Consider the following 18,242-nt stretch of genomic DNA (forward strand, 5'->3'; position numbering starts at 1 on the left):
ATTAGTCAATATCTTTTGAATGAAGCGCTTTTAAAGCCAATACTTTTTCACGTAAATCGTCTGCTACTACTTTGTCAGCGGCAATCGGGGTACCTACAGCAACCGACACCAAAGAGCATTTTAATCGTGGTAGTTGCCACTTAGCTTTTCGGCTAAACATACTTCCCCACAGGCCCCCTAAGTGCACAGGAATAACGGGCACAGGTGAGCGATCAATAATACGCTCTATTCCACGGCGAAAAATATCGATAGAGCCGTCACTGGTTAGTTTTCCTTCAGGGAAAATACCAACAAGTTCGCCTTTATTAAGCGCAGCAGCCACTTCGTCAAACGCTTTTTTAAACGCTTCTGGATTGGTTTTTTCACTGTTAATGGGAATAGCTTTGGCCATTTTAAATAACCAATGTAGGGCTGGCGAATAATAAATAGGGGCAAATACCATAAATCGGATAGGCCTTGGTGATGCTGCTAAAATAAACATCCAATCGACAAAGCTCACGTGATTACACACTACAACCGCAGCGCCTTCATCTGGAATATTACTTTCACCTTTTGTACGCACTCTGTACATACAAATAGCTAAAATATATATAATAAATCGTAAAAAGAACTCTGGTACTTTGGTATAAATATAAACAGATATAAGTAAGTTTAGCCCAGCAAGTAACAGTAGCAACTCTGAAATACTCCACTGAAAAACAGACAGCGTTACAATACTTAAAACAGCACTGCCCACCATAAACAGTGCATTTAATACATTGTTAGCCGCTATAACTCGTGAGCGACTCGACTCTTCAGTACGCTGTTGAATAAGCGCATACAGAGGTACAGTATAAAAACCAGAGCCAATACCAATGCCTGCCATCCATACAAAATGCCACAACATGTCGCCTGTTTTTAATAACTGATCAAGCGTCAATAATTCAAGGTTTTGAGATAAATAAGAGCTAATAGCGCTCTCTTGGCTCAGTAAGTATAAAAACAAGGTAATTAAAATAGCGCCAAAAGGCACAATTCCTAATTCTATTCGAGAGCGAGAAAGCTTTTCACACAGTAATGAACCAATAGCAATACTTAGTGAAAACACAACAAGCGCACTAGTTACAACCAGTTCATCGCCGCCCATGGTGTGTTTTACATAATTTGGTAGGGACGTTAAAATAATTGCGCCAATTAACCAAAACCAACTGATCCCGAGGACTGATTTACCAACCGATTCTGTTTGCGAATTAAGTGCTGAAAATACGTTTTTCGTGGATGAAAATATATTATAGGTAAATTTTAAGTTAGGCTCGTTTGCCTCACTAATGGGTATAAAGCGACTGCTCACATAACCCATAACAGCCAGTACTAATACGGCAATACTTATAAGCGTAGGCCCTACTGATTGAGTAATATAATAGGTGCCAAAAATTGTACCAATTAATATTGCTACAAACGTGCCTGATTCAACCAAGCCATTCGCTTTTGTTAATTCGTTAGGGGCTACGTGCTGCGGTAAAATAGAGTACTTTAATGGACCAAAAAACGTACTTTGTACGCCCATTAAAAATACGGTGGCTAACATCAGCCAAACATACTGCGTTAAAATAGAGACAGCCCCTACAACCATAATAGGGATTTCACATAGCTTTACGATTCTGATTAGTTTGGATTTTTCTGCTTTTTCAGCTAGCTGCCCCGCCATCCCTGAAAATAAAAAGAAAGGTAGGATAAATAACCCAGCAGCAATATTTGAATAAAGTGCGCCATCTGCAAGCGTTGCAGCCTGGAATATCAATAAAATAAGCACTGATTGCTTATACACGTTATCGTTTATCGCTGAGAAAAACTGCGTAATAAAAAGCGGTAAAAAACGCTTACTACCCAGTAATGTACCTTGGTAGGGTTGATTATCTTTCATTGTATTCCTTACTAATTAGAGACATAGCCCAAAAATAAATTAGATTGTTTTTAAGCTTACCTTAAAAACGAAAAAGCCTACATAATTTTATCATGTAGGCCTTTATAATATCTTTTCAAATAGTGACTTAGAGTTAGTCTTGTGTAACTAAACGCCTGCCGCTAAAAGCATGCATAAGCGTTCTACCATCTACTAAATCAAGCTCGCCCCCCACAGGAATACCGTGAGCGATACGCGAAGCACCTACTTTATATTTATGACAAAGCTGAGCAATATAATGAGCTGTAGTATCGCCTTCAACGGTAGGGTTAGTCGCTAAAATAACCTCATTAATACCGCCTTGAGCAAGTTTTTGCTCTAAAACGTCTAAGCCAATTTCTTTAGGGCCGATACCGTCAATTGGCGATAAATGACCCATTAAAACAAAGTATAGTCCTAAGTACTGACCCGTTTGCTCAATGGCAAGAACATCAGTAGGCGATTCAACAACACATAATATGCCGCTGTCTTGGCGTTTTGTACTTAAACAAATATCGCACTGAGCTTGTTCGCAGAAAGTACGACAAGACTGACAATGCCCTATGGCTGTCATTGCTTTAGTCAATGCATTGCCCAGCTGAGTGCCTCCCTTTCGATCGCGCTCAAGCAAGTGAAAAGCAATACGTTGCGCTGACTTTGGACCTATGCCCGGTTGACAGCGCAGTGCTTCTATAAGCTGATTTAAACTATCTGAAAGTTGCATTATTTACTTAAAACGGCATTTTCATACCTGGTGGTAATTGCATACCGCCAGTTACTTTACCCATGCGCTCTTGTGTTTCTTCTGCAACACGGCGTACAGCATCGTTACATGCTGCTGCAAGTAAGTCTTCAATCATGTCTTTGTCGTCTTCCATAAGGCTTTCATCAAGCTGAACACGACGTACATTGTGGTTACCAAGCATGGTTACTTTAACTAAACCGGCACCGGCTTCGCCAACAACTTCTAATGTTGCGATTTCGTCTTGGGCTTTTTGCATGCGATCTTGCATTTGCTGCGCTTGCTTCATCATGTTGCCCATTCCACCTTTAAACATAACTTTCTCTCTTTCTTTTAATACATTAATTAACATGAACATAAGGGCGATTGTAAGTAATTACAATGCCTGAATACTATTTTCGTCAATTTCGGCGCTAAATACTTGCTGAAATTGTACTATGTTTTCATCAGATGTGATCACATCGATTGCTTGTTGATGACGACCTGCATCAATTTTTTGCTGAATAAGATAAGGAGAGTCAATAACTCCCTTAGCAAAATTAATACTTAACGACACGTTATGCTCATAAATACTCGACAATGCGGCATCTAATCTTTGGCGAAGCATCGGTGTATCTAAATGCTTTTGTGATTCATCAACGTCTATATGTAAACTGTTGCCTTGCTTGGTAAATATTGAATGCAATGCAAATTGGCGCATACGACCACCTAGTCCCATACGTTTAATTAAATAAGCCCATTCATCTTGTTGATGTGCAAATCTAATTTCACTAATTGGGCTTTGAAAATCATCAGGGGCAGGAATACTTACTTCCTCTGGCGCTATTTCAGGCGCTTTTTGAGGGTTTATTTGCTCAAGTAATTCTGGCGCTAAATTTTCGGTAATTGTTTGGTGCTTTGCTTTAAAATCAATCTTACTAGCTGGCTTTATGTTGGAGTGATTATGTGCCTGAGTTTGGCTCCCTGTTACTGGGAGCTCATGCTTTTTTTCACTCTCACCTTCGCTATCAGTTGCCCAAGGAGGGATATCGCCAGATGCATTACTTGAAGGGCTATTAAGCTCACTTGCACTTGTATCTGCACTACCTTGATGAACACTTTGGGCTTTAGGCATTCTTGGATGCTGTTCTGGCTTTTTAGCAGGCGCTTGGCTTGGCTGCACTGCTACATTATTTGCAGATGTACTTGTACTCTTGCCTGATAACCTACCCGCACCCGATATGTTTCTGTCACGTAAAATACGAGCAATGGCAGATTGCGCCTGCGCTTCTTGTTCAGCTATTGGCGTACTTGCATTGTGATTTGTTAAGGGCTCTGGTGAAGACTCTGAGTTTGCAGTAGGTGCAGGTTTAAAACCCTGATCTACAGCGCTACTCATTATATCGTCAAACTGCGAAGCTAACGTTTGCTCAGCATCACTATGTTGCATGTAAGCTTCATCTTCACTTTGGCGCTGGGCTTGAGCATCCGAAACAACATTGGTTTGTGGTTGTTCATTAGCTGAAGCCTGTTGTTCAAAAGCGTTTTCACTTTGTTGAACCGGTTGCTCTACTGCAACTTGGGCAGGCTCATTATTACTTTGTACGACATCATTATTCGATGTCTGAGCAGCAACATTTGGTAAAGGCTCTATCTCAAGGGATTTAGGCTGCTCTGTATTGCTAACTGGCTTAGTATTATTTACAGGGGCACTACTTTGACTAGCTACGGTGTTTTGCGATGTTTTGTTTTTATTTAATATATCTCGCAGTGCGCTTGCGCGGCCTTGTTTATTTGGGGCCGGCTCTTCGTTTACTGTGTGTACAGTTTGTTGAGTGTCTGTAGGCTTAAATGCTAATAATCTTAGCATTATCATTTCAAAACCTAAGCGAGGCTCTGGTGCCCATTGTAAATCTTTTTTACCATTTAACAGTAACTGATAATAAATTTGAATTTGTTGTGGGCTCGTATGTTGTGCAACTTGAGCAATATAATCTACATTTTTTTCATCTAGCCCTGCCGCTTCAGGTACTAACTGGGTTAGTTGTGTCAAATGCGTAAGTGCAATTAAATCATCAAGCAATGCCACATAATTAGGATTACGACTTGCCACCTGCGCAATCTCATCCATTAACGCAGCGCCATCTTGTGCAAGTAATGCTGCGAGCAAGCTTTGGCTGTAATGAGCATCCATTAAACCAAGCATTGTTTGTACTGCTTGATTATTAATATCACCATTTGTTTGCGCAATAGCTTGGTCGGTTAAGCTAAGTGCATCACGCATACTGCCATCAGCGGCTTTTGAAATAATGCTAAGTGCATCGGTATCAAAGCTAAGCTGCTCTTGAGTAAGTACGTGTTCAAGCTGTGTTTTAATTTCACTTTGCGACAAGGCATTTAAGTTAAATTGTAGACAGCGAGATAAAATAGTAACTGGTAATTTTTGAGGATCGGTGGTCGCCAATAAAAATTTCACATGCTCTGGTGGCTCTTCAAGCGTTTTTAAAAGCGCATTAAAGCTGTGCTTAGAAAGCATGTGAACTTCATCGATTAGGTATACTTTATAACGTCCACGAGTTGGTGCATATTGAACGTTATCAAGTATTTCGCGAGTGTCTTCTACTTTTGTACGAGAAGCCGCATCTATTTCGAGTAGGTCAATGTAGCGCCCTGCTTCTATATCCAAACAGCTGCTACATTGTCCACACGGATTTGCAGATATACCTTCATCGCAATTTAAGCTTTTAGCAAAAATACGTGCAATGGTGGTTTTACCTACACCGCGGGTTCCAGTGAATAAATAAGCGTGATGCAGTCTATTTTGCGTAAGCGCATTTACAAGCGCTTGCTTAACATGAGACTGCCCAACCAATTCATGAAAGGTTTGAGGACGCCATTTTCTCGCTAGAACCTGATAACTCATCGATTACTCGCCTTCGAATTCAACCAATTTTAGGATTTTAATACCCATTTTTTTGATGCGCTGCTCGCCACCAAGTTCTGGTAGTGATACAACAAATGCTGCATCTGTGGCTTCGCCACCTAGTTTATTAACTAACTTAGCAGTGGCTTCAATTGTGCCACCAGTTGCTAATAAGTCATCAACTAGTAATACTTTGTCGCCAGGTACAATTGCATCTACATGCAGTTCTAGCGTGTCTTCACCGTACTCAAGTAAGTAATCTTGGCGAATAACTTCGCGTGGTAACTTACCTGGTTTACGTACTGGAATAAACGGAATGCCTAACGCATAAGACAATGGCGCACCAAAAATAAAACCACGTGATTCTGTGCCTATGATTTTAGTAAAGCCCTGATTTTTATATTCTGCGATAAACGCGTCAATAGTTGCTTTAAAGGCTTCTGGATTTGCCATTAAAGTGGTTACATCGCGAAACATAATGCCCGCTTTTGGATAATCAGCAATTGTAGTTATGCTGTTTTTGATAATTGCTGGTGTTACTTGAGTCATAATTTTAACTGCTCAATTGTTTATATTACAAAGCAGGTGATTATAACCTTAACTAACCTTTAATTGCGAGTTTGGCGTTATTATAAAAGAAGTATTAAATATGGACGGGGTAATTAAAATAAAGTGGTTCAAGGCTGAAGTTAGCAACAGCCTTAATACACGCTATACATTTTACGTTAAGCTAGTGATCCAGCCTAATATTGCATTTAAACAACCAATCCCTGCAAATACAGCTAAAAAAGCAAGAAAGTAAGTAGCGTTGAACGGATCTTTAAAGTCTTTATCATCTGACATTGGTACAACCTTTTATTAAGCACGGCAAATAAGGCTGCCATAATAGACGATGTAAAATCATCAATAAAGACCTTAATCTTGATTTTTTGTCACAATTACACCGCGTTCAACCATTGCATTGAGGGTAACCAATGCGCCTTGAGCAATTTGATCTGCATTAAACTGTGGTGCATGAGCGAATACCTGTTGGCACACGTCGTCAAATGTCGCTCCATCACTTGCCTCAATAGTTGATAGCAACAAAGCAGTCATCGCATTCGTAGCCAGAAATTGAACGTCATCATCTTCATCTCTATATACAACAAAATAATTAGGCTGAGGTGATGGCTCTTTTGGTTTAAAGCGATTGCTAATATTTTGAACTGGAAATTGATAACTTAAATTTCTTGCCGTTTTCGATAAATACAAAGCAGAACTAGTAAGCGCTGTTGTTTGTAATTTTTGCTCTTGCTCATCTTCGTGTGCAATTGATACATCTAGCTCTACCCATTCATAGTGTGCAAGTTCTAGCATAAACACGGGATCGTATTTTTTCATTTTATAATCACTTGATAAGTAATTAATAAACTCCCCTGCTATGTCTAAAAAGTACGGCGAATGACAATCATATTCGCTAAAAAACTGGCGTACGAGGGCTTGCCATTGCTTCTGGGTATATAACGTTTTTAATACCGGAAAACCTGATGATATAAAACCTTCAATGTTATTAAAAAATAGGTCGCGATAAATAGCCATACGCCTGTCTTCGATACCGCTGGGCTTTTTATTTTTTTGAGGCTCGCGAATATGCGCCATAAATTCGTTTTGTATTTCAATAAAGCTCATAACTAGGCACTCTTTTAATGTTGATAAAGGCTTATATTAAGCTCGTTGTTTTGAAACCGTTGAAGTAATGTGTTTAGCTTGTAGCTCATGAATTATATCTAACTCTTTGGTTAAAATATTCATGGTAGGGATATTAAAATCGCGCTCAAGCAAGGTTGGAAATACGCCATGCACTTCATATGCTTTATCCAGTAGCTCCCACACAGGATCAATGACATCAGCACCATGTGTATCAACTATTAAGTCGTCAGCCTCATTATAATGGCCAGCAACGTGCCCATAGGCAATACGATTAGAAGGCAGCCCAGTTAAAAACGATTGTGCGTTATAGCCATGATTAATCGAATTCACATAAATATTATTCACATCCAGTAAAAGCTTGCAGTCTGCCTGCTCTAAAATGGTATTTGTAAATTCCAGCTCTGATAATTGCTGTCCAGGAGCGCCATAGTAAGAAACATTTTCTATCGCAATTTGCTGCTCAAGTATGTCTTGTACTTGTTTAATACGAGGGACAACATGTGCTATAGCATCTTGTGTAAACGGAATAGGCATTAAGTCATACATATGGCCTGTACCGGAACAGTAACTTAAGTGCTCACTGAAAATTTTTATATTGTGCTCTTCAAAAAAAACTTTTAAAGATTTAACAAATTCAACATCCAGTGGTTCGGGTGAACCGATAGACAGTGATAATCCATGACACACAAAATTATTTGCATCTGTTAATGTTCTAAATTGCTTTTTAAAGCGTCCACCTAGTTTTAACCAGTTCTCTGGCGCAACTTCCAAAAAATCTACTTGATTAGGTACGTGTTCAAGCAGTTCATCAAGCATTTCTCGTCGTAGGCCAAGGCCCACCATCCCGAAATCTGTACTCTGGATTTGTGTCATAACTACCTCTAACTTATCAAAAAGGGCCTTAAGGCCCTTTTAGCATAACTTATTTAGAATAAGATATTAACGACTGCCACATTTACCTTCGCCGCACTTACCTTCTTTTTTAGTTTTTTTAGCATCGCCGCCGCATTTACCTTCACCACACTTACCTTCTGTTTTAGCTTTTGCATCTTTTGCGTCGCCGCCACATTTACCTTCACCACACTTGCCTTCTGTTTTAGCTTTTGCATCTTTTGCATCACCGCCACATTTACCTTCACCACACTTGCCTTCTGTTTTAGCTTTTGCATCTTTTGCATCACCGCCACATTTACCTTCGCCACACTTACCTTCTGTTTTAGCTTTTGCATCTTTTGCATCGCCGCCACATTTACCTTCGCCACACTTACCTTCTGCTTTAGCTTTTGCATCTTTAGCATCGCCGCCACATTTACCTTCACCACACTTACCTTCTTTAGCGTCTAGTTGGTAACCTGTCACTAATTGTTGAAACTCAAATGGGTTGGCTTGTACATCTACAGTTACAAAGCTTGCAGAGCCAACAACTACTGCACCTAAAGTTAACGCGATTGTATTTTTTTTAACTGTATTCATTTTGTGACTCTCTTTAATCAAGTATTGTAAATCTCAGCAATAAAAATGTATTTTAAATTGCTTGTATGCTTAAGTAGACCTGTACAAGAATAAAAACTTTCATTTATTTTCATAATATTTACTTTTGCGGTTTCTACATTAAATATGGTTGGTAATTACAGATTTATCAATGTGTGATTTACAGGTAAACTATGCGTCCAGTTTTTTATCAAAATTAATCACCTTATGAAACTTGTTTTAGCACCTATGGAAGGTGTCGTTGATTTTAAAATGCGCCAATTACTCACAGACATTGGTGGGTTCGATTTGTGCGTTACCGAGTTTGTAAGAGTGGTTGAAACATGCTTACCTGATAAAGTTTTTCATCGATTTTGCCCTGAACTACATAATAATGGATTTACGCGAGCAGGTACTCCTGTGCGTGTTCAATTACTCGGCCAAGAAGCAAATCCGTTAGCCGAAAATGCAGTAAGAGCAATTGCTTTAGGATCTCATGGGGTCGACCTTAACTTTGGTTGCCCAGCAAAAACCGTTAATCGTAGTCGAGGGGGTGCTGTACTGCTTAAAGATCCTGACCACATGTATACGATTATTAAAGCAGTCCGGGATGCTGTAGATGATAAACATGAAGTAAGTGCAAAAATTCGCTTAGGCTTTGATGATGACAGTAACAGCCAAGAAATTGTTGATGCTGTGGTAAGCGCAGGCGCAAATAGTGTAGCTATACACGCCAGAACCAAACGTGATGGTTATAACCCGCCAGCTTATTGGGAAAAAATTCCACCAATAATAAAAGATAAAAATATTGCCGTTGTTGCCAATGGTGAAATTTGGCAAGTTGAGGACGCAATGCTTTGCCAAAAACGAAGTGGATGTACTGATTTGATGCTTGGTCGTGGCGCCCTTTCGCACCCTGATTTAGCAAAAAAAATTAAAGCTCATGTAAATAATGAACAATATGATGGCCTTCAATGGGAGCATATTATTTATCACTTAATCCACTCTGCTATTCATCAAGACCCTGCAAAAGATGAAAAGTATTTTGCTTCTCGTACAAAGCAATGGCTAGGTTACCTTAAACGCCAATACCCGCAAGCGATCGATTTATTTGATGAAATCAGGCGTTTAAAAAGTAAAGAAGATGTGGCAAGCGTATTAAATAAATACGCCAAAGCACCGCAACTTGATTCAAATCATAACGGCTAACCTAAAGCCTCTAGATAATATCAGTATAACGTGAAGCCAATTTAATAAGGTTGTACTGATAATGCATCATCAAAAAAGACTAAACGATGAAATAGCACAAATTAAATTAAATATATTAACTATGCTTTCTAAATCAGCCTACCCTACACATCAGCATTTAATACAAATTTTAGATAATACAGCAAACAATGAATGGTTAGACTGTGCAGCAGAGAAGCTAGGTCCTGAGTATGCGTTTTTGATCAGTCGCATGACTAAATTAGAAGCGGCGGTCAGCCAAATAGAAATTGGGCAATATGGCTACTGCTGCGACTGTGAAGAAAAAATACCAGCCAAATCACTTGAACTAGACCCCGCAACCCAACGGTGTACAAAGTGCGCACAATAAGCGCACTTTCAAATCATTATATAATTTGTTGTATAAAGCTAAATGATTGCCCTGGGTAAAGTATTATATCTTCAACTAAATATTGAGCCTCTTCTTGGGTGATTTCTAAGCGTTTCATAAGGTTTACCTTCGCCTGTGGCAAAGTCCACGCATGGTAATGAATGCCAATATCTGATTCCATCATTGCAAGCATCAATGTTTTATCTTTATCAGACATGTTCATATTGCTCGCCATTGCAGGTAAATCTTGATAATCAGCCTGCCAATCAAGCCCTTCAATTAATTTTTCATCCGATAGATACTGCACTAAAAACGATTTTTTATGAGAAATAGACAATTTACTGTCGAATGCAACACGATCTAATACTTTTATATTTTCATTTAAAATAGTAACCCACTCTAGCGGTGAATGTACTTCGCCACTAAAGTAATTTAGTTTGCTCTGATACCACTGTGACCCATTTGGCAGGCCTCTCAGACCAACACTACCTCTAGGCTTATAACTAGTTAAATAATCGCTAAAAGCTCTTATATGACTCTTAAGCGCTGGTTGAACGTCATTACTACCTATCGCACTCAATACATAGCTTTGTAGTAGTGTGAGCTCAATTTTATTCAGCTTTAAATTGCTTTGTTTAGCACTGTCTAGCGTATCTTGGGTTAACTTAAGCCAAGTAATAATATTATCCGGCGTACTTTTTGACCCCTCAAAAGCAAGCATGTTTTTTAATACATCGACTTGAGCCGGCCAATTAAAATAGCGCTCAGGAAAGCGCTCTGCAATAACCAAGTAGTTTACTTGTGCAATTTGATTGAGATTAAGCTCCATATCCATTAGGTTCTGATAAATAGTATGACGTTTAACTAAATACGCATCAGAAAATACCAATTGCTCTTTAGTAATCCTATCGATTTTTTTAGCGTCTGGTTGTACAAGTGTCATGTTTAAAGTTTTTAAAGCAACTTGTGCGTCTTCAAATGACTCATAAGGTTGAGGCTGCTTTGAACATGCAGCTAAAAATAAGCACAGTAGTAATGAAAAAGAGAGCTTTTTATACATAGTAGTTCCAATAAAAAAAGCCCCAGAGGGGCTTTTTATAAGTTGCTTTAGCTAATTAAAATTAAATTTTAACACCGTTGCGAGCGGCTTTATCTTTAATATATGTAGACCAACCTTTTGCAAACTTACGTGTGCGAGGGTCATCCATAGCTTTAGTAATTGCAGCATATGCTTGCTTATACTTACCTTGATAGTAATACGCTTCAGCTAAATCTGAATAAATAGTACCTTTTTTGTCAGAGCCAAGCTCTAATGCTTTGTTCAAACGAACAACAGCAGCACTGAATTTTTCAGATTGTAAAAGTAATGAACCAGCTTTACGGTAAAGTTCAGCGTCGTCATCAAATTTAGCAGCTTCTTCGTAGTACTTAGCAGCTTTTTCTAGATCCTTAGAGCGATGATAGTTACTAGCAATCGCGCTAACATTCTGCTTTGTACGTTTTACTTTTTCACTCTTAACGGCCTTTTCTAGCGTTACAGCTGCTCTAAAAGGGATCTCGTTTAGAGAGTAAAAGTTAGATAAGACTTTATACTCAACTTCATTTTCAAAGTAACCGTTCTTGTAAGCAACTTCCATCGTTGCTAAACCTTTTTGATAGTCTTCGGTTTGTAGGTAATATTTACCTAAGCTAACCCAAGCTTTTTTATCATCAGGCCATACACGAACAATCTCTTCGCCAATCTTAACCATGTTTGCATAATCTTTAAGTTCAAAGTATGCACCCAGTTTTAATTGGTAAGGACCTTTATTAGGTTCTTTTTGAAGTTTAATTGCCTTATCTGCTGGTTCAAAAACATCACGAAATTGCTCTAACTGATAGTTAGCTTGGGCAATACGCGTGTAAACCGTAGGATCTTCTTCACCGGTAAAATCCATCCAAGTAACATAAGCTTTTTTGGCTTCTTGATACTTTTCTGTGCCAGCGTATAAATCACCTAACAGCTTTAGAGTTTGTTCTTGATCAGCAAAGTTTAAAACATCAGGGGCAACTGCTTGCTTAGAGTACTTAATCGCTTCGTCATACTTTTCTTTTTGAGCGTACATGCTACCTAAGTAACGATTTACGGTCGCTTTATCAAAGTCATTCGAAGGTTCAATCTCTCTAAGCAAAACAATTGCTTCATCAACTTTTTCTTCGTTGTACAAGTCAAATGCTTTAATTACCTTTTTACCAGTACGCTCGCCCATGATTTTAGTTTTTGCTTTTTTACGCTCTTCAATCTTTGCGTAATCTGGCGCTGCTAAAACAGATGCACTTAAAGTAGCACCCGACACAGACATAAGAATCGCAAGAGCAGTTACTTTAGAAAAATTTCTCATTACTCGCCTCCTTAGTTGCCTTGGTTAAGTTTAAAGTCTAATTGAACTTGTAAACCTGGTTGTTTCTGTGGTTTTCCGTCAATGATCTTAGGACGGTACTTCCACTTACGCAGTGCGCGTTTAGCTTCACGGTCAAAGATACGTTTTGGATCAGCGTCAATTACTTCAACGTCAGTTACTCCACCTAACTCATCAATTGTGAATGAAAGTTGTACCCAACCTTCTTTGCCATCACGTGCTGCTTGCGTTGGATATTTTGGTTCTATACGTACGATAGGTGTCGCATCACCATCTCGTCCAAATGCACCAGGACCACTTAGTCCACCAGCTGAACTACCAACATCAATGCTACCCATGTTAAATGACATAGCACCAGGGTTTGGATTATTATTTTCCGGCTGTGGCGGCTGCGGTTTAGGCGGCTGCTTTGGCGGTGGAGGAGGAGGAGGCGGTACACGCTTCCTCTCCTGCACCTTAGATTCAGGCGGATTCGTCATTATTTCGACTATGATCTGCTCTTTTTGTTCCGTATTACGGTCAGCCCCACCAGAGATGAGGAAGGCCATGAAGTAGAACAAGCCGAAAGTAACTGCCCCACCTGCAATCAGTGAAAACAGAAAACGAATCATTACTGATCTCCAGCTATTGAAATTCTAAGGTTGTCACCCGTCGCTTTAATCTGGTCCATAACTTTAACCACTGTGCCGTGTTTAGCTTCTTTATCAGCTTGTATAATCACAACTTCAGTAGGTTGTTCTGCTAATAAACTTTCGATTTTTGCTGAAATACGTTCAACATCAATTTGTTGTTTATCAACCCAGATTTCGCCGTTACTACGAATAGCAATAAAAATGTTAGCATTTTTTTGCTTAGTAGCTTGGGCAGCTTTTGGTTTATTGACCTCGATACCAGCCTCTTTAACGAACGATGTAGTTACGATAAAGAAAATAAGCATGATAAATACGATGTCAAGCATTGGCGTCATATCAACCGCTGCTTCTTCTTCTTCACGAAAACGTTGTTTACGTGCCATATTTAATTCTCTCTCTAGTGATGAGGCATACTATCAATAAGTTTGGCTTTCACCATTTTAGCTTTTGTCTCAAGACGTGAGCTAAAAAATACTCCAGATAGTGCCGCAACCATTCCAGCCATTGTTGGGATTGTTGCCATTGAAATACCTGATGCCATTAAACGTGCGTTACCTGTGCCCTGGTTGGCCATGGTTTCAAAAACCGAGATCATACCAGTAACAGTACCAAGTAAGCCTATTAAAGGACAAACAGCTACTAATGTCTTAATCAACAACATACGCTGATCTAATTTTTCAGACGCTTCAGAAATCCATGCTTCACGGATTCTGTGTGCGTACCAAGACGTAGTGTCTTGGCGGGCATCCCACTTTGCTACAATTTCTTTCGCTGTGCGAGGAAACTCTGCAAGTAGAAACCAATAGCGCTCAATCATTAAAACCCACATCAGAAAGAGTGCTATCGCGACCACGTATAAAACCTGGCCGCCTGTGCCAACAAAATCCCTGATAGATTCCCATATCTCCATCAGGACTAGCATTAGGCTTTCTCCTTCTCCGCGTGAGTAGCAACGATACCCGCGCTTTGCTCATCAAGGATGTGTAATACCGACTTACTACGACCAGCTACAAGAGCATGAAGTAGAATTAGTGGTAATGCAGCAATTAGACCTAGCGCTGTAGTTACAAGTGCTAGAGAGATGTTACCTGCCATGATCTTCGGATCACCCGTACCGAACAATGTGATTGTTTGGAACGTTAAGATCATACCGATTACTGTACCTAGTAGACCTAGTAACGGTGCGATTGCAGCAAGAATCTTAATTATGTTGATACCAGCTTCGATGCGCGGCGTTTCACGTAGAATCGCTTCATCAAGTTTAAGCTCAAGGTTTTCAACATCTTGGTTCTTGTTGTCATGGTACACTTTAAGAATACGACCCAGTGGGTTATTTGTATTCGGTGTAGCAACATTTTTAAGCTGGCTCTTAATCTTACTAGTAGTAAGTGTAAGGTCAACAAAGCGAATTAGAGTAATTAGCATACCTAAAGCTAGTAAAGCTGTAATGATATAACCAACTACGCCACCTTGATGGAAGTATTCCATAAGTGTCGCTTTTTGAGTGTTGATACGTAAGATAGCACCACGAGTCGGATCGATATAAACACCAGCGTAGTTATCTGGTGATGTATTTTCAAGATCAGTGATACCGTCTAAAATATAGCTATCAGGCTGTTTACCTAGAGGCTGAATAGACTTAGTTTCTGGTGAATAAATTAAGTAACCATCGTCTGTAACTAAGTTAAAGTTACCGATACGCGTTACTTTCTTCATTGACGGGTTACCGTCAAGACCAGCAACTTCAGTTTCAAAAGTTGAAACTTTAGCTGATTCAGTCATTTCTGTTTGAAGTGAAATCCAAAGTTCTTCAAGTTCACGAACAGTTGGAAGTTCTTTAGCAGCAGCTAATGAACGTAAGATTTCTGCACGGCCAGGTTTCTCAGCACTAACTAGTGATGCTTCGATAGAACCGATAGCGTCTTGAGCTGCACGACGTACAACACCAAACATCTCACCCAAAGTACCTTGAGCACTTTGAAGAGCTGCTTCTTTTTCAGCTAACGTGTTTTCATTTTGTGCATATTGCTTAGTTAAGCTTTCACCACGAGACTTCTCAGAAGCAAGTTGGCTTTTAGCTTTATTAAGTAAAGATTGCTTGTCAGCACGATCTGATAAGAACTCTTGTTCACGTTTCTTATCGATTTTACCTTCAGAGATACGCTCTTGCTTTACTTGCTCAAGTATTTTATCTAGAGCTCCAGTATTTGCATGTGCATTTAACGCGGTACCTGCAGAAACAGTTAGTACTGCGGCAACAGCAAAACCTTTAAATAGTTTCTTCATTATTGATTACTCCGCGCCAAAGATAGGTAGTTTAACAAGTTCTAATGTCGCTTGCTTACGTGCCATACGAATAACTTCTTTAACAGGTTTTAGGTATTCTTCACCTAATTCTTTCCACTGTTTAGTGTTGTTATCCCACACCCAAGCATGTTTCAAGTCAAAAGACTGAGCAACGTAAGTAATACGACCTAACTGACCGATATCAACGTTAATACTTTTGCCATCAACTTCTAGCGTACCTTGTGAAGCAGATACAAGTGAGCTGTATGCTGTTTCAATAGTGTAAGCTTCAAGTACTTGACGGAATTTTTCAGACGTCGTTACAGACGCAGAAACCATGATTTCACGTAATCTTTCAACACGTCCTAAACGCGTCTCTAGATTAAATGGAACGTCCGCTTTGATGAATTGCTCAAGCGTATCGATCATGCGATACATCAAAGGCACAACGTTTTGTTTCGTGTTATCAATCGTAGCGATTTGACGATCAAACGATTCAATAGACGCGTTTTGGCTATCAACCAAGCGCGACACGTGATCGTTATACACTTTCATAAGTTCAGTCTCATCAACAACGCTACGGTACTCAGCGATTAGCTCCTGAGTTTGACCATATACATTGTCAATTTTAGTTTGAGACTTAACCGCAGCCTTTTGAATTTCTTGACCTGCTTTTTGCACGTCATTCAAAGGATCTGCAATCACATTGCTGCTTGCAAATGCAAATGCGCCAACCAACGCAGTTGCTACAAGACTCTTTCTGATTTTAACAGACATAGTTCCCAACCAATTAAGTAATGTTACTTTTATAATTTAATTATCCTCCGAAGAGAACAACCCTGATATCTTTTAATAGATATCAACCTTCCAATAATGCTAAATGCAATTAGCGCTGTCAACTTGATGTTTACTAATCGCAGTAAATAAATAGCTAAGTTGATGCTTAAACAAAAGTACCAGCGCACAACCGTTAACATTATTGCAACCAAGATTTCTCTTAATATTTCTATTAAAGCCTTTTAAGGGGTGTATTTATTCGCATTGCACTGACATAAAACAACATTATTGCAACATTTAGCCAAGGCTGAATTTTTACTTAAAAAAAACTAAAAAAAATACAGATAGATATAACAAAAGTTATTTTTTAGACGATTTCGACACATTTTATCTCTTCGCTAACATTTCATCTGAGAAAACAAACCGTTTGTCGCACAAAAAAACAACACTGGATAATCTCTAATACCGCCCACCTTGCTTTATGCACGCAATGCCTTAAACGTGTTTCCCATAAATAGTAATAATAATCTTAATAATAAGTTTCTTTTAGCAAGGCCTGAAATAGCCAAATAGCTTTCGATAATTAGACGAGTTACATTTACCGCTTTAGAGTGCTCATTAATACTATTTAACAGTTAAATTTATTTAGTAACAAAGTTAATCACAAAAAGCTGCTCAACTTTAATAATAATGGACTATAAATGATGCCTAACGCTTCCATAATAAGCTATCAGAGGCCTATAGAGGTTCCCTTGCCCATTTATAGTTAAAGTACAAAACTTCAACCTGATTGCACTAGCAAGACTTACACTAAAATTTACACAGATTGTTATTTGGATGTATATAAGTATCAGATTAGTTGGATAAATTGTAAGGGGTGTTTTAAATGCGATAGAAAGTGGTTCGATTGTATGAGTTGTTCAGATAGCTGAATTTTGGGTTTGTATTAAAATAGAAGATTTAAGAATATATGTAATTTGTGTTCAAGGATTTAAAAAGGAAGGATTTTGTTAATTATGTACATAGAGAGGAATTATGGTGAAACAGAGACCTGCTTCACCAAGATGAACTAGAGTTCACATAATAAATTATGCTGCTTCTACGTTCTCAGCTTCAGGGCCTTTTTGACCTTGTTTGATGCTGAATGTCACTGCTTGACCTTCGCTAAGAGTGCGAAAACCAGAACCAGTGATTGCGCTGAAATGTACAAACACGTCAGGACCATTTTCTTGTTCAATGAAACCAAAGCCTTTAGCTTCGTTGAAAAACTTTACTTTACCAGTAACCGACATACTAAATTTTCCTGTAAGTCAATAATTAAAATTCAGCCATATTATTATGGCAATATCCTCCCTGAGTCAATGCTCAAAAATATGGAGGTACAGTACAGGAACAAGTAATAACCTAACCGGTAACCTTAAACGCAGCACAATATCCGTAAATTCAATACATAAAAACTCAAAGCAAGGTAAGATTAACACATTATATTTTTTTTCGCTCTATTAATTGGGAATTATTTATTAAAAATATAAATTTGTTTTAAATCGCCTTTAACTGACTAATTTCCAAGCAAAAACTATAAAGTATTATTGTAATATATATTGCTATAAACGCGTATAAAAGCCCTCTACAACAGCAATACTGTCAAATAACGCTTCTATAACATCAAAAATACAAACAAAAAAGCCGCTTTAAAAATTAAGCTGTCTCTTGATCACAAGTCTGACTCAAGAGATTTTGCTAAATCGTAGCCTTCCAGGATGGCTTGTAACTTAAGCCATCCTTGCCATAACACTTTCACAGATGCACGCCCTGTGCGCTTGGTAT

19 protein-coding genes are annotated in these 18,242 nt (G+C 38.8%); 2 read left to right on the plus strand and 17 right to left on the minus strand.

Translation table 11 applies throughout. From position 1 onward, the window contains the following. Position 1: 1 nt before the first annotated feature. The 9 genes from H4J63_RS14530 to H4J63_RS14565 all read right to left on the minus strand — a co-directional run bounded on the left by H4J63_RS14530 (position 2) and on the right by H4J63_RS14565 (position 8,727). Positions 2-1,903: an MFS transporter gene (locus H4J63_RS14530; RefSeq protein WP_182197271.1), complete on the minus strand. Its 1,902-nt coding sequence runs from the start codon at positions 1,901-1,903 to the stop codon at positions 2-4. A gap of 133 nt (positions 1,904-2,036) precedes the next feature. Further along, positions 2,037-2,645, minus strand: a complete 609-nt coding sequence (recR, locus tag H4J63_RS14535) for a recombination mediator RecR (protein ID WP_008165968.1) — start codon at positions 2,643-2,645, stop codon at positions 2,037-2,039. A 7-nt stretch (positions 2,646-2,652) separates the two neighbouring features. Next, on the minus strand, positions 2,653-2,979 hold the full coding sequence (locus tag H4J63_RS14540) for a YbaB/EbfC family nucleoid-associated protein (RefSeq protein ID WP_002962306.1): 327 nt from the start codon (positions 2,977-2,979) through the stop codon (positions 2,653-2,655). A 60-nt stretch (positions 2,980-3,039) separates the two neighbouring features. Beyond that, complete coding sequence (gene dnaX / locus H4J63_RS14545) at positions 3,040-5,565, minus strand: DNA polymerase III subunit gamma/tau (protein WP_182197272.1); 2,526 nt, start codon at positions 5,563-5,565, stop codon at positions 3,040-3,042. A 3-nt stretch (positions 5,566-5,568) separates the two neighbouring features. Further along, positions 5,569-6,114: an adenine phosphoribosyltransferase gene (gene apt, locus H4J63_RS14550; protein ID WP_024605327.1), complete on the minus strand. Its 546-nt coding sequence runs from the start codon at positions 6,112-6,114 to the stop codon at positions 5,569-5,571. Between the two features lie 171 nt (positions 6,115-6,285). Further along, positions 6,286-6,408: a hypothetical protein gene (locus tag H4J63_RS20345; protein ID WP_002962301.1), complete on the minus strand. Its 123-nt coding sequence runs from the start codon at positions 6,406-6,408 to the stop codon at positions 6,286-6,288. Between the two features lie 72 nt (positions 6,409-6,480). Beyond that, positions 6,481-7,233, minus strand: coding sequence for a DUF2063 domain-containing protein (locus H4J63_RS14555; RefSeq protein WP_182197274.1), 753 nt, complete (start codon positions 7,231-7,233; stop codon positions 6,481-6,483). Between the two features lie 36 nt (positions 7,234-7,269). Continuing rightward, positions 7,270-8,127 carry a DUF692 domain-containing protein gene (locus H4J63_RS14560; RefSeq protein WP_165725916.1) on the minus strand — a complete coding sequence of 286 codons (858 nt, stop codon included), beginning with the start codon at positions 8,125-8,127 and terminating at the stop codon, positions 7,270-7,272. Positions 8,128-8,193: 66 nt separating this feature from the next. Next, on the minus strand, positions 8,194-8,727 hold the full coding sequence (locus tag H4J63_RS14565) for a hypothetical protein (RefSeq protein ID WP_182197276.1): 534 nt from the start codon (positions 8,725-8,727) through the stop codon (positions 8,194-8,196). 225 nt (positions 8,728-8,952) lie between these two features. Here H4J63_RS14565 and H4J63_RS14570 point away from each other — a divergent pair, with 225 nt between their 5' ends. Both H4J63_RS14570 and H4J63_RS14575 read left to right on the plus strand, forming a co-directional pair. After that, the gene (locus H4J63_RS14570) at positions 8,953-9,933 is read left to right on the plus strand and encodes a tRNA-dihydrouridine synthase (protein WP_007583877.1); all 981 of its coding nucleotides are present in this window, start codon (positions 8,953-8,955) and stop codon (positions 9,931-9,933) included. Positions 9,934-9,994: 61 nt separating this feature from the next. Next, positions 9,995-10,321, plus strand: coding sequence for a TraR/DksA C4-type zinc finger protein (locus tag H4J63_RS14575; protein WP_024590816.1), 327 nt, complete (start codon positions 9,995-9,997; stop codon positions 10,319-10,321). A gap of 16 nt (positions 10,322-10,337) precedes the next feature. On the opposite strand, the gene H4J63_RS14580 is transcribed toward H4J63_RS14575, so the two are convergent. The 8 genes from H4J63_RS14580 to H4J63_RS14615 all read right to left on the minus strand — a co-directional run bounded on the left by H4J63_RS14580 (position 10,338) and on the right by H4J63_RS14615 (position 17,707). Then, positions 10,338-11,381 carry a hypothetical protein gene (locus H4J63_RS14580; RefSeq protein ID WP_182197278.1) on the minus strand — a complete coding sequence of 348 codons (1,044 nt, stop codon included), beginning with the start codon at positions 11,379-11,381 and terminating at the stop codon, positions 10,338-10,340. Between the two features lie 61 nt (positions 11,382-11,442). Further along, positions 11,443-12,702: a tetratricopeptide repeat protein gene (locus tag H4J63_RS14585; protein ID WP_010553387.1), complete on the minus strand. Its 1,260-nt coding sequence runs from the start codon at positions 12,700-12,702 to the stop codon at positions 11,443-11,445. Between the two features lie 11 nt (positions 12,703-12,713). Continuing rightward, entirely contained in the window at positions 12,714-13,331 is a 618-nt protein-coding gene (locus tag H4J63_RS14590) for an energy transducer TonB (protein WP_007583869.1), read from the minus strand. Continuing rightward, the gene (locus H4J63_RS14595) at positions 13,331-13,735 is read right to left on the minus strand and encodes a biopolymer transporter ExbD (RefSeq protein ID WP_007583867.1); all 405 of its coding nucleotides are present in this window, start codon (positions 13,733-13,735) and stop codon (positions 13,331-13,333) included. Before H4J63_RS14595 ends, H4J63_RS14590 begins: the two co-directional genes overlap by 1 nt. 14 nt (positions 13,736-13,749) lie before the next feature. Beyond that, positions 13,750-14,274 (minus strand): MotA/TolQ/ExbB proton channel family protein, encoded by a 525-nt coding sequence (locus H4J63_RS14600; RefSeq protein WP_002961709.1) that lies wholly within the window; start codon positions 14,272-14,274, stop codon positions 13,750-13,752. Further along, on the minus strand, positions 14,274-15,638 hold the full coding sequence (locus tag H4J63_RS14605) for a MotA/TolQ/ExbB proton channel family protein (protein ID WP_007583865.1): 1,365 nt from the start codon (positions 15,636-15,638) through the stop codon (positions 14,274-14,276). The genes H4J63_RS14600 and H4J63_RS14605 overlap by 1 nt, the downstream gene beginning before the upstream one ends. Positions 15,639-15,644: 6 nt before the next feature. Continuing rightward, complete coding sequence (locus H4J63_RS14610) at positions 15,645-16,415, minus strand: DUF3450 domain-containing protein (RefSeq protein ID WP_033017001.1); 771 nt, start codon at positions 16,413-16,415, stop codon at positions 15,645-15,647. A gap of 1,088 nt (positions 16,416-17,503) precedes the next feature. Beyond that, the gene (locus H4J63_RS14615; protein ID WP_002961702.1) at positions 17,504-17,707 is read right to left on the minus strand and encodes a cold-shock protein; all 204 of its coding nucleotides are present in this window, start codon (positions 17,705-17,707) and stop codon (positions 17,504-17,506) included. Positions 17,708-18,242: the final 535 nt, after the last annotated feature.

The sequence above is a fragment of the Pseudoalteromonas sp. 5Ae-yellow genome, assembly GCF_014077565.1.
Lineage (GTDB): Bacteria > Pseudomonadota > Gammaproteobacteria > Enterobacterales > Alteromonadaceae > Pseudoalteromonas.

What these genes read in the sequence shown, in the direction of transcription:
- H4J63_RS14585 (WP_010553387.1), bottom strand. Translation starts at nt 12,702, where the DNA reads ATGAGAAATTTTTCTAAAGTAACTGCTCTTGCGATTCTTATGTCTGTG.
- H4J63_RS14580 (WP_182197278.1), bottom strand. Translation starts at nt 11,381, where the DNA reads ATGTATAAAAAGCTCTCTTTTTCATTACTACTGTGCTTATTTTTAGCT.
- H4J63_RS14605 (WP_007583865.1), bottom strand. Translation starts at nt 15,638, where the DNA reads ATGAAGAAACTATTTAAAGGTTTTGCTGTTGCCGCAGTACTAACTGTT.
- recR (WP_008165968.1), bottom strand. Translation starts at nt 2,645, where the DNA reads ATGCAACTTTCAGATAGTTTAAATCAGCTTATAGAAGCACTGCGCTGT.
- H4J63_RS14575 (WP_024590816.1), top strand. Translation starts at nt 9,995, where the DNA reads ATGCATCATCAAAAAAGACTAAACGATGAAATAGCACAAATTAAATTA.
- H4J63_RS14555 (WP_182197274.1), bottom strand. Translation starts at nt 7,233, where the DNA reads ATGAGCTTTATTGAAATACAAAACGAATTTATGGCGCATATTCGCGAG.
- H4J63_RS14615 (WP_002961702.1), bottom strand. Translation starts at nt 17,707, where the DNA reads ATGTCGGTTACTGGTAAAGTAAAGTTTTTCAACGAAGCTAAAGGCTTT.
- H4J63_RS14590 (WP_007583869.1), bottom strand. Translation starts at nt 13,331, where the DNA reads ATGATTCGTTTTCTGTTTTCACTGATTGCAGGTGGGGCAGTTACTTTC.
- H4J63_RS14600 (WP_002961709.1), bottom strand. Translation starts at nt 14,274, where the DNA reads ATGCTAGTCCTGATGGAGATATGGGAATCTATCAGGGATTTTGTTGGC.
- H4J63_RS20345 (WP_002962301.1), bottom strand. Translation starts at nt 6,408, where the DNA reads ATGTCAGATGATAAAGACTTTAAAGATCCGTTCAACGCTACTTACTTT.
- H4J63_RS14560 (WP_165725916.1), bottom strand. Translation starts at nt 8,127, where the DNA reads ATGACACAAATCCAGAGTACAGATTTCGGGATGGTGGGCCTTGGCCTA.
- H4J63_RS14610 (WP_033017001.1), bottom strand. Translation starts at nt 16,415, where the DNA reads ATGTCTGTTAAAATCAGAAAGAGTCTTGTAGCAACTGCGTTGGTTGGC.
- H4J63_RS14530 (WP_182197271.1), bottom strand. Translation starts at nt 1,903, where the DNA reads ATGAAAGATAATCAACCCTACCAAGGTACATTACTGGGTAGTAAGCGT.
- H4J63_RS14565 (WP_182197276.1), bottom strand. Translation starts at nt 8,727, where the DNA reads ATGAATACAGTTAAAAAAAATACAATCGCGTTAACTTTAGGTGCAGTA.
- H4J63_RS14540 (WP_002962306.1), bottom strand. Translation starts at nt 2,979, where the DNA reads ATGTTTAAAGGTGGAATGGGCAACATGATGAAGCAAGCGCAGCAAATG.
- H4J63_RS14595 (WP_007583867.1), bottom strand. Translation starts at nt 13,735, where the DNA reads ATGGCACGTAAACAACGTTTTCGTGAAGAAGAAGAAGCAGCGGTTGAT.
- dnaX (WP_182197272.1), bottom strand. Translation starts at nt 5,565, where the DNA reads ATGAGTTATCAGGTTCTAGCGAGAAAATGGCGTCCTCAAACCTTTCAT.
- apt (WP_024605327.1), bottom strand. Translation starts at nt 6,114, where the DNA reads ATGACTCAAGTAACACCAGCAATTATCAAAAACAGCATAACTACAATT.
- H4J63_RS14570 (WP_007583877.1), top strand. Translation starts at nt 8,953, where the DNA reads ATGAAACTTGTTTTAGCACCTATGGAAGGTGTCGTTGATTTTAAAATG.